This window comes from Paraburkholderia dioscoreae (assembly GCF_902459535.1).
GTDB classification, from domain to species: domain Bacteria; phylum Pseudomonadota; class Gammaproteobacteria; order Burkholderiales; family Burkholderiaceae; genus Paraburkholderia; species Paraburkholderia dioscoreae.
In genome coordinates this window covers 2,488,893-2,503,700 of sequence record NZ_LR699554.1, presented here as the reverse complement: position 1 = coordinate 2,503,700, position 14,808 = coordinate 2,488,893, and the positions used below count along the sequence as shown (strand labels likewise).

Annotated in this window: 13 protein-coding genes; 11 read left to right on the top strand and 2 right to left on the bottom strand. The window is 57.1% G+C overall.

All coding sequences use genetic code 11. The features are described 5' to 3' along the window. Nucleotides 1-237: 237 nt before the first annotated feature. The 11 genes from PDMSB3_RS31425 to PDMSB3_RS31375 all read left to right on the top strand — a co-directional run bounded on the left by PDMSB3_RS31425 (nucleotide 238) and on the right by PDMSB3_RS31375 (nucleotide 12,692). Complete coding sequence (locus PDMSB3_RS31425; RefSeq protein WP_165188884.1) at nucleotides 238-1,053, top strand: SDR family NAD(P)-dependent oxidoreductase; 816 nt, start codon at nucleotides 238-240, stop codon at nucleotides 1,051-1,053. 38 nt (nucleotides 1,054-1,091) lie between these two features. Further along, the gene (locus PDMSB3_RS31420) at nucleotides 1,092-1,898 is read left to right on the top strand and encodes an SDR family NAD(P)-dependent oxidoreductase (protein WP_165188882.1); all 807 of its coding nucleotides are present in this window, start codon (nucleotides 1,092-1,094) and stop codon (nucleotides 1,896-1,898) included. A 121-nt stretch (nucleotides 1,899-2,019) separates the two neighbouring features. Beyond that, on the top strand, nucleotides 2,020-3,501 hold the full coding sequence (locus tag PDMSB3_RS31415) for a flavin-containing monooxygenase (RefSeq protein ID WP_165188880.1): 1,482 nt from the start codon (nucleotides 2,020-2,022) through the stop codon (nucleotides 3,499-3,501). Between the two features lie 48 nt (nucleotides 3,502-3,549). Next, nucleotides 3,550-4,569, top strand: coding sequence for an alpha/beta hydrolase (locus PDMSB3_RS31410; protein ID WP_165188879.1), 1,020 nt, complete (start codon nucleotides 3,550-3,552; stop codon nucleotides 4,567-4,569). Between the two features lie 107 nt (nucleotides 4,570-4,676). Then, nucleotides 4,677-5,834, top strand: a complete 1,158-nt coding sequence (locus tag PDMSB3_RS31405) for an iron-containing alcohol dehydrogenase (RefSeq protein ID WP_165188877.1) — start codon at nucleotides 4,677-4,679, stop codon at nucleotides 5,832-5,834. A 54-nt stretch (nucleotides 5,835-5,888) separates the two neighbouring features. Further along, nucleotides 5,889-7,370 (top strand): NADP-dependent succinate-semialdehyde dehydrogenase, encoded by a 1,482-nt coding sequence (gene gabD / locus PDMSB3_RS31400; RefSeq protein WP_165188875.1) that lies wholly within the window; start codon nucleotides 5,889-5,891, stop codon nucleotides 7,368-7,370. Between the two features lie 314 nt (nucleotides 7,371-7,684). Then, nucleotides 7,685-9,010, top strand: a complete 1,326-nt coding sequence (locus tag PDMSB3_RS31395; RefSeq protein WP_165188873.1) for an aspartate aminotransferase family protein — start codon at nucleotides 7,685-7,687, stop codon at nucleotides 9,008-9,010. Between the two features lie 186 nt (nucleotides 9,011-9,196). Next, complete coding sequence (gene gloA / locus PDMSB3_RS31390; RefSeq protein ID WP_165188871.1) at nucleotides 9,197-9,664, top strand: lactoylglutathione lyase; 468 nt, start codon at nucleotides 9,197-9,199, stop codon at nucleotides 9,662-9,664. A gap of 51 nt (nucleotides 9,665-9,715) precedes the next feature. Beyond that, entirely contained in the window at nucleotides 9,716-10,174 is a 459-nt protein-coding gene (locus PDMSB3_RS31385) for a cupin domain-containing protein (protein ID WP_165188869.1), read from the top strand. 119 nt (nucleotides 10,175-10,293) lie between these two features. Continuing rightward, nucleotides 10,294-11,124: a hydroxyacylglutathione hydrolase gene (gloB, locus tag PDMSB3_RS31380; protein ID WP_165188867.1), complete on the top strand. Its 831-nt coding sequence runs from the start codon at nucleotides 10,294-10,296 to the stop codon at nucleotides 11,122-11,124. Between the two features lie 194 nt (nucleotides 11,125-11,318). After that, nucleotides 11,319-12,692, top strand: coding sequence for an aspartate aminotransferase family protein (locus tag PDMSB3_RS31375; RefSeq protein WP_165188865.1), 1,374 nt, complete (start codon nucleotides 11,319-11,321; stop codon nucleotides 12,690-12,692). An 88-nt stretch (nucleotides 12,693-12,780) separates the two neighbouring features. Here the strand turns inward: PDMSB3_RS31375 and PDMSB3_RS31370 are convergent, their stop codons facing one another. After that, nucleotides 12,781-13,413, bottom strand: coding sequence for a hypothetical protein (locus PDMSB3_RS31370; protein WP_165188863.1), 633 nt, complete (start codon nucleotides 13,411-13,413; stop codon nucleotides 12,781-12,783). 146 nt (nucleotides 13,414-13,559) lie between these two features. Continuing rightward, complete coding sequence (locus PDMSB3_RS31365) at nucleotides 13,560-14,798, bottom strand: NAD(P)/FAD-dependent oxidoreductase (RefSeq protein WP_165188861.1); 1,239 nt, start codon at nucleotides 14,796-14,798, stop codon at nucleotides 13,560-13,562. Nucleotides 14,799-14,808: the final 10 nt, after the last annotated feature.

Genomic DNA, 14,808 nt, shown 5'->3' with positions numbered 1-14,808 from the left:
TGGCGGGTGGGTGGTGCGGCACCTCCACGCGTGCTCGCATCGCAAACGTGCCTGGTCGTCCCTGCAAGTGGCCACTGGTCGAAACATATTGGCCGTCTCGAACATGTCTTGTGAGGTCGCGACTGAATAATATTTTTAAAAGATCGGCACGGTGACTCCAGCTTATCTTGCGAAACACTTAGCGCATTTAAATTCGTCACCGCGCATCCATGAAATCCCTTGCAGGAGCACTCGTTAATGACGTTGAAATTACAAGGCCGCGTAGCCGTGGTTACAGGCGCTAGCTCTGGTATCGGCCGTGCGGTGGCACTCGCGTTTGCAAGGGAGGGAGCGTCGGTTGTGTGCTCGGACATTCGTAAGTCGGCAAATGCGGATGGCTACGAGCCCGACCTAAATATCGACACGGATGACCTGATCGTGCAGCGAGGCGGTTCCGCACACTTCGTGTCAAGCGATGTGACTCGAGCAAATGACGTTAAATCGCTAGTAGCCGCTGCGGTGGAAAGGTTCGGGCGCCTCGACGTGATGGTGAACAACGCGGGCGTCGCGTTCGACTTCGCTACGGTGGTCGAGGAACGCGAAGAAGACTTCGATATCACTATGGCCGTCAATGTAAAAGGCGTATGGCTGGGTTGCAAATACGCAATCGAGCAGTTCTTGAAGCAGGAGCCGGTCAAGTTGGCCAATGGCGGCGTTCTTCGCGGACGGGTTGTCAATATGGCATCGATGGCCGGTCTCGTCGGACTTGCCAAGGAGCCCGCATATTGCGCTTCGAAGGCGGCGGTTGTCGGGCTCACGAAGGAAATCGCAATCGACTTTGCCGAACATCGGATCAACGTGAACGCTATTTGTCCTGGCTTTCTCGCGACATCCATGGTTCGTTCCGCCCTCGAGGATGAGGCGACGAGCAAGTGGTTGCATGGACTCACACCATGGCCTCGTTTGGGCACGGTTGAAGATGTTGCGAAAGCAGCACTCTTTCTCGCATCGGATGACGCGGAATGGATGACTGGCTCCATGCTTACCGTGGACGGCGGATTCGTTGCCCGCTAATGCGGCTAGCAGAAGGTATTGAACGATAAAAGGCTGATATGAGTCGACTCAACGACAAAGTAGCGATCGTCACCGGTGCGAGCAGTGGAATCGGGCGCGCAATCGCGGTCCATTTCGCGAGAGAGGGGGCGAAAGTCGTGGTCGCCGACCTCCATGAAGGCCGTAATCCCGGAGGATTTGAAGATAAATCCGCCGCGACGACGGTGGAGGAGATTGCGAAGAACGGCGGCGAAGCATTCTTTGCAACTTGCGACGTAACAAGGCGGCAGCAGGTCTCGGAACTGGTCGATCGCACGATTGAACACTTCGGCAAACTCGACGTCATTGTGAACAACGCCGGCATCTATCGCGCGGGGAAGTTCGTTCACGAGTTTGACGAGAAGGACCTGGATGCATGTTGGGATGTCAACCTGAAAGGGACGTGGTTCGGCTGCCAGGAAGCCATCAAGGCGTTTCTGAAAAGCGGCGGGGGAACGATCGTCAATATTGTTTCAACTGCTGGCATCAGCGGACATCCTAAGCAGTCGGTCTACAACATCTCGAAGGGTGCGGTGTCGAGTCTGACTAAATGCGTGGCGATCGAATACGGAAAGGATGGTATTCGGGCCAACGGCATCTGCCCTACGTATGCCAAAACCTCTATGACCCGCGGGCATTTTGACGACTCCAACTACGTAAAGGCATTCGCTGAATCCATTCCGCTCAAGCGGTGGGGCGAAGTGGATGACGTCGCGAATCTCGCGGTGTTTCTCGCAAGCGATGAATCGAGCTACATCCATGGTGCACTGATTCCGGTCGACGGTGGTGAGACGCTCGGGCGTTACTCCGTAGAAGATGAGTTGTGACGTCGTGAGTTCGTCGCGGTAACGCGGACGCTTGTCGGAAATCAACGCAACGAGCAGCGTGCGTTTCGCCTTCCGTGTGAATTTAAAAAAGCTTTGTAGACTTAAAGACTGGAGATGTTGCATGAAGAGCCACCTCGATGTCATCGTTTTGGGTGCCGGTTTCAGCGGAATCGGACTTGGTGTGAAACTGTTGGAAGCAGGGAAGCGCAATTTCGCTATTCTTGAGCAGGCCGATGACATTGGCGGTACGTGGCGCGACAACACCTATCCGGGCTCTGGATGCGACACGGAATCGCATCTTTATTGCTTTTCGTTCGCTCTCCATCCGACTGTCAGTCGAGTTTACGCGCGGCAGCCGGAAATCCTCGCTTACATGAAGCGTATTGTCGACGATAATGGCCTTCGTCCGTATATCCGGTTGCGAACGAAGGTCACATCGGTAAGGTGGGATGACGAGAGGCTCCTGTGGAGTGTCGAGCTTGCCGATGGCAGCGTGCTAACCGCTCGCAATTTCGTCGCTGCGTGGGGGCAGCTCAACCGGCCGCAAACTCCAGTCATTGAAGGGCAAGAAACGTTCAAGGGTGTTCAGTTCCATTCGGCCCGCTGGAGACACGACATCGACCTGGCCGGCAAGCGAGTTGCGAGTATCGGCAATGCCGCGAGTGCCGTGCAGTACATTCCGGAGATCGCACCTATTGTTGGGCACCTCGACGTTTTCCAGCGTAGTCCCAACTGGGTTGTTCCCCGCATGGACCGTCCTTATACGGAGAAGGAAATCAGGGACTATTGCACGATCCCCGACTACTTCGCGACTCATCGCGAGGAACTGTTCGAATGGCGCGAGACCACGTTCCTGCGGATGAAACAGGGTAGCGCAGAGGCTGAGGAGCTTGAGCGTATAGCGATCGAGCATTTGCGAAACCAGGTGCCGGACCAGGAACTGCGAAAAAAGCTCACACCCGACTATCCGCTCGGCTGCAAGCGAATTTTGCGGTCCGACGACTACTTCCCCGCTATCCTGCGCGATAACGTATCGCTTGTTACGTCAGGAGTTTCTCGCATCGAGCCGGAAGGTATCGTCACAGCCGACGGCGAATTGCGTCCGGTCGACGTCATCATTTACGGAACCGGATTCGAAACGCAATCGTTCCAGGGACCTGTCGATGTTTTCGGGCGCGAAGGGCACAGCCTCCGGGATACCTGGAAGGAAGGCGCGTATGCCTACCTCGGGATGTGTGTGAGTGGGTTCCCGAATTTCTTTGTTATGTACGGCCCCAACACAAACCTGGGTCACAACTCCATTTTATCGATGCTCGAGGCGCAGTTCGGGTACGTTATTCAGGCTCTGGCCGCACAGGAGAACCTTGGTGTTGAGGCCTTGGAGGTACGGCCGACCGTCGTTGCCCGTTTCAACGCAGAGTTGCAAAGTGAAATGGACGACGCGGCGTGGTCGGGGGATTGCAATAGCTGGTACAAAAATGCGTCGGGGAAAGTTATCAACAACTGGTCTGGTACCGTACACCAATACCATGACAAGACTCGCAGCTTCGTTAGCGACGAATTCATGGCTTTGTCCGCTGCCGAGGCCATCCGCCAAAGCTGATATTGGTGAGGAGCGAGGCTTCTCTGAACCTTCAAAGGGAGGAGATACATGAGCTTGGAGCCGGACGTCCTGGCCTATCTGGACCTGGTGGAACGCGCTAAGCGGCCGCCATTGTTCCAGTTGCCCGTGCCGGAAGCGCGAGTCGCATACGCGCTGGGCTGCGAAATGAACGGATTACAGCGCGACGCCTCGGTAGCGACAGCAGACATGGTCGCGCATACTTCAACGGGGCCGCTTAATCTCCGCTCATACTGGACAGTGGAATCGGAACGGTCTTTGGCACCGGGACTTGTTTTCTTTCACGGCGGTGGCTGGGTCGTTGGCTCACTGGACACGCATGATTCGATCTGCCGTGAACTTGCGCGCGCGTCAGGCTGCCGGATAGTGGCGGTGGACTACCGGTTGGCGCCTGAACATCCGTTTCCAGCTGCTATCGATGACGCGCTCGCTTCATACCAGTGGATCGCGCAGAATGCAGACGGGCTGGGCATCGACGCTTCCCGGTTAGGTGTTGTCGGCGATAGCGCGGGCGGCTTTCTTGCGACATTCGTCTCTCTGTCTGCCGGCGATTACCCGAAAGAGATCCGGCCGAAGCTACAACTGTTGTTCTATCCGGTAACTGACCTCGCGGCTGAATCCGCGGGTTATTCTCGCGTTGCGTCCGGCTTGCCCTTCACGTCCGTCACCATGCGTTGGTTCCGTGACCACTACGTACAGCGCGCCCTTGACGCAGACGATGTGCGCCTCGCACCCTTGAATGCTCTGGATCTGACTGCATCGCCCGATACGTTGATTGTCACGTCGGGTTTCGACCCGTTGTGTGAAGAAGGCACGGCATACGCACGCCGACTGCAGGACGCTGGGGTACGTGTCAACCACCTCCATCTCGCAGACCAGATTCACGGGTTCCTTACGCTCGGTCTTCGTATGAACACGGCGCGGACTGTGCTCGACTGGGCATCGGCCTACACGCGGCAGAAGTTCATGCTGAACGACGTTCCCGTGCGCTCGCCATTGCGGCGAGACTCCACCGACACTACGTCGTCAGAAGATCAAGTGCGAGTCTGACAAAGTCCTCCCGCCTGCTCGGCGAACTGTTTCACCTGCGCATTGGGCGAAATGATCGAACCGATACGCAGCGAAAGAAGCAGTATTTAAAAATTCTAGAGGCAAGAATGGATCCCTTCTCGTTTGAAACCACGCCATCAATCCGCTGCGGCTCCGGTATCAGCAAGGACGTTGCGACAATCGTTAAACCGACGTTGGGACAACGGATACTCATCGTTACCGACGCCGGTATTCGCAAAGTGGGATTGCTCGCGCCGGTGGAGGAGAATCTCCGCGGTGCTGGCGTCGAGGTCAGCGTCTACGACGATGTCGCAGCGGACCCACCTGAGGCAAACATTCTGGGTGGGCTTGCGGTGGCGAGGGAGAGAAGAGTGACTGGCGTGCTTGGCATCGGCGGTGGCTCACCGATGGACGTAGCGAAGGTCGTAGCTTTGCTTGCCGGCAACAACGGCCACCTGACCGAAGCGTATGGAGTGCGCGTTGCTAATGGCCCGCGCTTACCGCTTGCGCTCATTCCGACGACTGCCGGTACTGGATCAGAAGTCACGCCCATTGCCATCGTTACGACGGGTGAATCGGAGAAGAAAGGCATCGTCTCTCCGCTGCTTCTCCCCGACATCGCGATCCTTGACGGAGAATTGACGCTGGGTCTCCCCGCAGCGGTGACAGCCGCGACTGGTATCGACGCAATCGTTCATGCGCTCGAAGCCATCACTTCGGCATCCACGAACAACAATCCGATTTCGAAAACTTTGGCGCTCCAGGCTTTGAGATTGCTGGGGGCGAATATTCGTACGGCGGTTTTTGACGGCGCAAACGCGGCGGCCCGCAATGCAATGTTGCTTGGCTCCTGTCTCGCTGGACAGGCATTCGCGAATTCACCGGTGGCCGCGGTGCATGCGCTCGCGTATCCGGTTGGCGCGCGCTATCACGTGCCACATGGTTTGTCGAATGCGCTCATCCTTCCACATGTTATGCGCTTCAATCTGAGCCATGCCGATGGCATGTATGCGGAGCTCGCTGCGGAACTGTTCCCGGAGCTGTCGCGTTGTCCTTTGCGTGAGCGCGCGTCCTCATTAATTGACCAAGTGCAGGCATTGAGTCGCGAATTGGGTGTCGCACAGCGTCTTCGCGACGTCGGCATCCCAGAGGATGCACTCGCAACACTGGCGTCAGATGCCATGAGGCAGACGCGCCTGCTGGTCAACAATCCTCGCGAGGTCACTGAGCAGGACGCCCTTGCGATCTATCAGGCAGCGTTTTGAACGCCTCAGTACGGACCTACGTCTCTAACGACTCTATTCCAGGTTGAAATCAACATGTCGACTGCACGATTTGGTACTGCCGTTGCTCTGAAAGACGAGAGTCTGGTAAAAAATTCCTGCTTTATCGATGGCGAGTGGACCGGTGCCGATAGCGGCGACGTTATCGAGGTCAATAATCCCGCCACCGGCGAAGTGCTGGGCACCGTGCCGAAGATGGGGGCCGCCGAAACCCGCCGCGCGGTCGAGGCCTGCGATCGGGCGTTGCCTGAATGGCGCTCGAAAACAGGTAAGGAGCGCGCTGCCATCCTGCGGCGCTGGTACGAGCTCATGCTGGAGAATCAGGATGATCTTGCGGTCATCATGACCGCAGAGCAGGGCAAGCCGCTCTCTGAGAGCCGAGGTGAAATTGGCTACGCGGCGTCGTTTCTCGAATGGTTCGCGGAAGAAGGCAAGCGTGTCTACGGCGACACTATCCCCGCTCATGCGCGAGATAAGCGCATTATCGTTTTGAAGCAACCCATCGGGGTTTGCGCAGCGATTACGCCGTGGAACTTCCCGGCGGCGATGTTGACTCGCAAGATCGGTCCTGCTCTCGCGGCCGGCTGCACAATGGTCCTGAAACCCGCCAGTCAAACGCCGTTCTCGGCGCTCGCCCTGTGCGTGTTGGCCGAACGCGCCGGCATGCCGAAGGGCGTCATTGCCTGCGTAACCGGTGCGGCTAGTGCTATCGGCGGTGAACTTTCGAGCAATCCCATTGTGCGCAAGCTGTCCTTTACCGGGTCGACTGAAGTGGGCAAGCTTCTATTGGCGCAGTGTGCGAGCACGGTGAAGAAGGCGTCTATGGAGTTAGGTGGCAACGCTCCCTTCATAGTATTCGACGACGCGGATCTCGATGCGGCTGTGATGGGCGCCATCGCGTCCAAGTATCGCAATGCAGGCCAGACGTGTGTGTGTGCGAATCGGCTGCTTGTGCAGGATGGCGTGTACGACGAATTCGTGGAAAGACTTGCTCGGGAGGTGTTGAAGCTCAAGGTCGGCAACGGATTGGAGACCGGAACGCTTGTCGGGCCGCTTATCGACCATAAGGCGGTCGCAAAGGTCGAGGAGCATGTGTCGGATGCCGTTGCAAAAGGCGCCACGGTCGTGCTCGGTGGAAAGAAGCATGCGGCTGGCGAGAACTTCTACGAACCAACAATCCTTTCCGGCACCACGCCGGACATGCTCATTTTCCGTGAAGAGACGTTCGGACCGGTCGCGCCTGTGTTCCGCTTCTCTACGGACGAAGATGCGATCCGGTTGGCCAACGATACGGAATTTGGCCTCGCGTCCTACTTTTATAGCCGGGACATCGCGCGGGTCTGGAAGGTCGCTGAAGCGCTTGAATACGGCATCGTAGGCATCAACGAGGGGCTGATATCGACGGAGGTCGCGCCGTTTGGTGGCGTAAAAGAAAGTGGCTTGGGTCGTGAAGGTTCGAAGTACGGCATCGATGACTACCTCGAATTGAAGTACCTCTGTATCGGCGGCGTGCAGTAAATCGATTTCTGCCATTGCCTCGCTGTCCGCTGCCTGTATCACTTAGCCTGCCGCTGCCTCTGGCTATGCAGGCACACCGCTTAAAGCCATCAATTGTTTGGCCCGCAACCGCAGAAGTTTGGCCGTCTCGAACATGTGCGCACAAATCGCACGCATTCATCATTTGCTAAACATCTACTGGTTGCCTCACTCTGCGCCTCTGGTACGGGAACATCCACCGCAGCCTGGGTCATGGCATCACGTCCGTTGTCGCAGCAGCCGAATGGTTCAAGCGCCACCTCTGACAAAGCCCATTGATTTCGAAGGAAGCATTTATGTCCGCTGCAAAATGGCCGGAAGCACATAGCCAGTCCAAGGCCCTCTACGACCGTGCCAGCAAAGTTATGCCCGGCGGCATTACCCGCATCCTGCCATGGCAAGAGCCCTTCCCGGTCTATGCCGGAAGCGGCTCCGGAGCCTATGTGACGGACGTCGACGGCACGCGCCGGCTCGACCTCCTGAACAACTTCGCCTCACTTATCCACGGCCATGCTCACCCGGCGATCGTGGCGGCTATTCAGGAGCAGGTCACCAAAGGCACCGCATTTACCCTGCCGACGGAACCCGAGGTGGCACTGGCGGAGACCATTTGCGCGCGCGCCCAAGGCTTTGAGTGGATTCGATTCTCTAACTCCGGTTCCGAAGCGGTGATGTGTGCGATCAAAGCCGCACGCGCAATCACCGGCCGCTCCAAGATTGTCAAGGCCGAAGGCGTCTATCACGGCTCCTACGATTACGCCGAAGTCAGTCTGGACTCGTCACCGGAAAACTGGGGCGATGACCCCAAGTCGGTCGGATATTCAAACGGTACGCCCGAGGGCGTCAAGAACGACGTTGTGGTGATCCCGTTCAACGACGTCGAAGCAGCGGAGCGCATCATCCTGGCGAACCGCGATTCCATTGCTGCGATCATTATCGATCCGGCTCCGAGTTACTTCGGCTTCGTCCCGGTATCGCAAGCCTTTATCGAAATGATCCGGCGAGTTGCAACCGAAATCGGCGCTGTGTTCATTCTCGACGAGGTCATCACTTTCCGTGTGCACAGCGGCGGTGCGCAGACGCGCTTCAATATCAAACCCGACCTGACCGTGCTTGCGAAAATTATCGGCGGAGGCTTCCCTGTGGGAGCCGTGGCAGGCCTGCGCAAATTCATGCAGGTGTTTGATCACCGCGAGGGCAAGCCGCTATTGCCGTGGAGCGGTACTTTTACCGCCAACCCAATTACCATGACCGCCGGCAAGATCGCTCTGGACCTGTATACCCAGGCGGAGTCGGATCGCATGGACGCGCTGGGAGACCGTTTGCGTACCGGCGTGACCCGGGCTTTCGCTAATGCGGGTTTTCCGGGTCAAGTCACCGGCTTTTCGTCGATGTTCATGGTGTTCGGTCATCAGCGTGAAATTAACGATTATCGCTCCGGTTATTCCAGCAAGGATGAAATGAAGCGGGTGACCAGGCTGCAAAGAAATCTGGTACTCGAGGGTTACCACATCGCCAAGACGGGTAAAGCATTCTTGTCCACTGTCATGACAGAGGGGGACGTCGACGGGTTTATTGCCGCGACCGAGCGGGCAGCGAAACGAGCTATGGCCGAGGTCTGACCAGCTACAAGCTCGGGTCACCAAGCGCGGAGAATTGACAGTGGCCTCCCTGAACCAGGCTGTGTCCCGCAGCAACATGTTGCTATGCAGCGCTGGCGTTTAAGCTGAGTCAATTCGTAAGGCACAGTCATGCGTATGCGTGACTCAATATGAAGTCGACGTTTTTTATTTGTTTGGAAATCCGTTATGAGTATCGTCCTGAATCACACCATGTTGCGTGTTCGCGACCCGCAGATTTCGCTGCGTTTCTATCAAGAAAATTTCGGTATGAAACTGGTTAATAAGTTCGATTTTCCTCAGGGAAAATTCTCGCTTTATTTTCTTGCCCCCTCAGATTCTGAAGAGAGTTCTGGCAGTGTGGATTGGATCCCGAAACAGAAGGGACTGCTGGAGTTGACTCATAACTGGGGAACCGAAGCCGATGTTGATTTTGCTGGCTATCACAACGGAAACGCGGAACCCCGTGGGTTCGGCCACATCTGCTTCTCGGTACCAAACGTGAATACGTTTTGCGACGAACTGGTCGAGAAAGGCGTGACGTTCGTGAAACGGCCGAACGACGGTTCGATGAAGGGCATTGCGTTTGTCGCTGACCCGGATGGTTACTGGATCGAAATCATTGATCAACAGTCGTTTGCGAGCGTTGTCTCGTGAGGGGCGACCGAACCCGTTAGCAGTCGTTTTTCTGGAAATAAGGAAACAGCCATGGCCCTTCAAGATATCACTCCGCTCAACCCCGCATTGATGGACACACTGGTAAAACATAGCGACACGGAGGGTTGGTATCCAGATCCGAATGATCCGGAACGCTCCTTTACGAAAGTCCTTTGGGCCGGTCACGAATCGGGGCGTATCGCCCTGTTGTATCGGTGGTTGAAGGGATTTCAAGCCCCTCCGCACAAACACATTGGAGCGTCGCACACCTGGATCATCAAGGGAAAGCTGCAGGTGCGTGATGCGGTGCTCGAGAGTGGCGACTACGTCTACGAACCGAACGGCATGATTCACGGTGCGACGACGGCGCTCGAGGACACTGAATACCTGTTCCTCATGGAAGGGGCAATCATTTTCTTTGACGAGAACGGCCTCCTCGGATACGAGAGTTGGGAAGAATATATTCGTCAACTGCAGACTCAACCGCGCCTCAGCGAACAGCGTGCTTGAGGCGACGCGATCGGCGTCGTGAACTCGGCCCATAGTCGTGCGTGAGTGACTGCCTTAACTCAATGCGACTTTGGGCCTCAGTCGACGGACCGGCCGGTTAAGACAACGCGAAAAGCGACATGGCAAAAAGCCTGGAATATATCCCTGTGCCGTTTCTTGACGATAATTATGCGTGGGTCGTTACCGACGGCACCTTCGCGATTGTCGTCGACCCAGGAGTGGCCTCACCAGTCGAGCGGTTCTGCAAATCAAGAAATCTGCTTATAAAGGCAGTGCTGCTTACGCACCATCATCGCGATCATGTTGACGGCGTTCGTGCAGTGCTTCGCTCTTGCGGACAAGCAGATACGCCGGTTTTCGGCCCTGACCGGGAGCCGATAGCGTGCGTCACACGGCGAATGGGCGATGGGTCTGAAGTTGAAGTGGGCGAATTGAATTTTCGCGCTTCAGTCATTGCTACACCTGGGCATACGCACGGGCACATCGTCTTCTTCCAGAGTGGCGTAGACGGTCAACCGGGCCATCTTTTCGCGGGCGACACGCTATTTGCAAGCGGATGTGGGCGACTTCTCGAAGGGTCGGCCGAAGAAATGCTTGCGTCACTGGATAAGCTTGCCGCGCTACCGGCGTCTACGCTCTTGCATTGCGCTCACGAATACACTCTGTCCAATTTACGGTTCGCAGCCGTTTGCGAACCAGGCAACGAGCAGATCCTTCGCTGGCAAGAGAAAGCCGCCGCACTCAGATTGGCGGGGCGACCGACACTGCCTACAACCATCGGGCACGAGTTCTCGGTCAATCCATTTCTGCGGGTTCAGCAGCGTGAACTTCAGGGTGTGCTTATCCAACGATTTGGATTGCCGGTGCCTCATCGACTCGCGGCCTTCATACTGCTGCGCGCGTGGAAGGACATGTTTCAGGGAGAGTACCCAGACCTCATCAAGCGATGACGTTTGGAGTTTAACGACTATCTGAAGAGTCCGAGTTCATTCAAACGTGTACTGCGGGAACGCGCCTGTCTAATGACTATTTGGCGCAGGCGGACGTTAGTCGATTCTGCCCGGCTGGGCAATCTGCCGGTAACCGCGTACACAGGGCACTGTCGCCCTGCTATGTCGTCGTTGTCAGAAACTCATGAGAAACCATGAATAAGCCAATCAGTGCTCTGTCGAAGGCAGACATCGCTTACCAGTTCCACCCATACACTAACGCTCGTCTGCACGAGCAAATCGGTCCGTTAGTCATTACACATGGTGAGGGCGTCTATGTTTTTGACGAACACGGTCGCCGCTACATCGAGGCCATGTCCGGACTCTGGAGCGTGGGTCTCGGATTCAGCAATGAGCGCCTGATCAGGGCTGCAGAGACGCAGCTCCGAACGCTGCCGTTCTACCATCTTTTTTCGCACAAGTCCCATGCGCCAGGCACCCTGTTAGCGGAAAAGCTTATTGAGCTTGCTCCGGTTTCAATGAGCAAGGTCTTCTTTACGAATTCCGGGTCTGAGGCGAACGATACCGTTGTCAAGATGATCTGGTATCGAAACAACGCGCTGGGAATGCCCGAGAAGAAAAAGATTATCAGTCGTTTGGGCGGCTATCACGGCGTAACAGTCGTCAGTTCGAGCCTCACCGGACTGCAGGGAAATCATCGCGGTTTTGATATTCCGCTTCCAGGATTTCTACACGTCAGCTATCCGCATCAATACAGATTCGGACTGACTGGGGAGACTGAGGAGCAATACGCAGACCGGCTTGCGGCAGAACTCGAAAGTCTGATTCAGAAAGAAGGGCCGCACACGATCGCTGCTTTCTACGGCGAACCCTTGATGGGGGCCGGTGGCGTTTTTGTCCCACCGAAGACTTATTGGGAAAAAATCCAGAGGGTTTGCCAGAGACATGATGTTCTCGTGGTAGCCGATGAGGTCATTTGCGGCTTTGGGCGGACCGGAAACATGTTCGGTTGTGAAACATTTGGAATCAAGCCCGATGTGATGGTTCTCTCGAAGCAACTGTCTTCCTCGTATCAACCTATTGCGGCGGTATTGGTGAGTGACAAGGTATTTCAACCGATCGCACAGCAGTCGCACGATTTTGGTACCTTCGGACACGGCCTCACAGGTGGTGGCCATCCGGTTGCTTGCGCTGTTGCGCTTGAAAACATTCGGATTATTGAAGAGGATGGTTTGGTCGTGCACGCTCGCGAGATGGGTCACCGTCTGCACAGTGCCTTGTCTTCGTTGATCGATCATCCAATGGTCGGCGAAGTCCGTGGAGTTGGTCTTATCGCTGGGGTTGAACTGGTTCTGGATAAAGCTGAGAAAGTTGCGTTTGCGGAGAAAGGTAGGTTAGGCCGGGAGTTCCTGGGTAGAGCACACGCGAATGGGATGATCGTTCGCGGCGTTCATGACACGATTGCGCTGTGCCCGCCGCTGATTAGTTCGCCGTCGGAAATCGACGAGATTGTTGAAAAGTTTGGGCGTACGCTAAATGAACTCAGGCTTGCGCTTCATTCTGCGTAATCGAATGACAAACAGGGCATCAACTGAGTCCATCGATGGCGGCTCGGCCAGATCGAGGATCGAATCGCTCGCTGGTCCGACCGAATGCTCAGTTGCCTGATATGCAACCGGGGCCGCCGACGATCCTCAGCGTATAAACCGTAGACGCACCTAGTTGCTGTGGCGCGATCGGCTCGACCAGCCACGAAGGCAACTGATTCAGGTCCAATTCGCTTGGGCCGAGTTCGACTTTGGCAGCTGCCAGTGTGATGACCAATGTCGGAAGAGCGGCATGGTTGAACACGACAAAAAACGGATCGTTATAGGCCAGGCCGCCGCTGGCGGTCGTCTCCTTCTGCGTTGTCACCATGCGCTTGGCTTTGTCAGCCTCGACGGACCAGGCGTGCGCACGGCCTCGGGTCCGAACCGCGAGTTGCAGCGTAGCCGCATCGATCTGCTGTAACGCAACTGAGGGCACGTGGGCCGGATCGGTCGCATCGTCGTCATGCAGCGACGGGTGTGTGAGTTCATCACCGGCAGGATCTTCGATCCGGTACAGATGGCTGTCGACTTGTTCGCGCCGGCACGAGGGATAACAGCTTGCCTGCGGCACGTCGATACGCATGATCAGATGTCCATCGGGGACAAGGGTGGTTCGATCGACAAACTCGATCACTTCATAGTGGCCCGCATCGCCGGTGGCGCAACGGATGGCTTGATCCCACGCCGCGCCGCCGGCCATAGGCGCGCCGGCATGCGCGAGCGCGATAGGCAAACACGAAGCTGCAAAGGCCCGTGTGAAGGCTCTCATCGACGCTCCAGCATGTGACGTTGATCCGCCATGTCGTTGCGCGCTCGCAGCCTCGTTCGAATCAGATTCAGATCGGTTCAGACCAGTTCGCGTGTGGCGGCCTCGAATTCCTTCAGATCGAAACCCGGTGCCGCTGCTTGCGCGATCGTTGGCAAGGCGGCGCGGGCCAGCAACTTGCGCGATGCCATATGGTCACCCGGCCTGTTACACGACTCCACGGCGATCAGGCGGCCGGCGCGGAAGCACAACACGCTCAATTGCCGGCTCTCGCTCGAACCGAGCAAGACCGTTTCGTCATGACCATCGGAGAGTCCCGCGATCTGCAGTTTCAGATCGCCCTGGTCGCTCCAGAACCACGGCAGCGCGGAGTACGCCACCGGCTTGCCCATCAGACGCGCCGCGACATTGCGCGCCTGGTCGACGGCATTCTGCACTGACTCCAGGCGAATCGGCGCGTCGCTCCAGACCGACGGAAAATTCACCGCATCGCCAATGGCTGAAATCGACGGATCGCTAGTCAGCAACTGGGCGTCGACGCAGATGCCGTTCTGCACAGCGAGGCCCGCGTCGGCGGCGAGTTCGGTGTTGGGCAGCACCCCGGTCCCATACACGACCAGTTGCGCGGGCAACTGGCGGCCGTCGCCCGTTTCCACACCCACCACGCGACCGTTTTCGCCGACCAGTCGCGCGACGGTCTGTCCGAAGTCGAACTTTACGCCCCAGCCTGTGTGCGCGGCGCTGAACAGGGTCGACATATGAGCGGAAAGGGCACGCGCCATCGGCCGTGTGCCCAGTTCGACAACGTGAACCGATAAGCCCTTGGCCGCCGCAACCGCCGCGAATTCGAGGCCGATGAAACCGGCGCCGATCACGACCACGTCGCGCACTGCCGATACGCGTGGCGCGAGTGCGTCAGCATGCTCTAACGTGCGAATGCCGAACACACCGTCGAGTTCGATTCCCTCGATGGGCGGCACGCGGTTGCGCGCGCCGGTGGCGAGCACCAGATGGTCGTACGGCACAGGCTCGCCACTGGCGAGTTCCACACGCTGCGCCTCGCGATCGATCCGCGCGACCCGCGCTTCGATCCGCGCGACCCGCTGCTGCTCGAACCATTCGTGCGTGCGAAAGCGCAGGGCGGTCGTACCGATCTTGCCGAGCAGATAGGCCTTCGACAATGGCGGACGTTGATACGGCACGCCCGGCTCGTCGCCGATCAGCGTGATGCGTCTTTCGAAACCTTCCTGCCGCAGCGAGGCCGCGGTCTGATATCCCGCCTGTCCCGCGCCGACGATGACAACGTTGTTCAATGACATGAGAGGATCG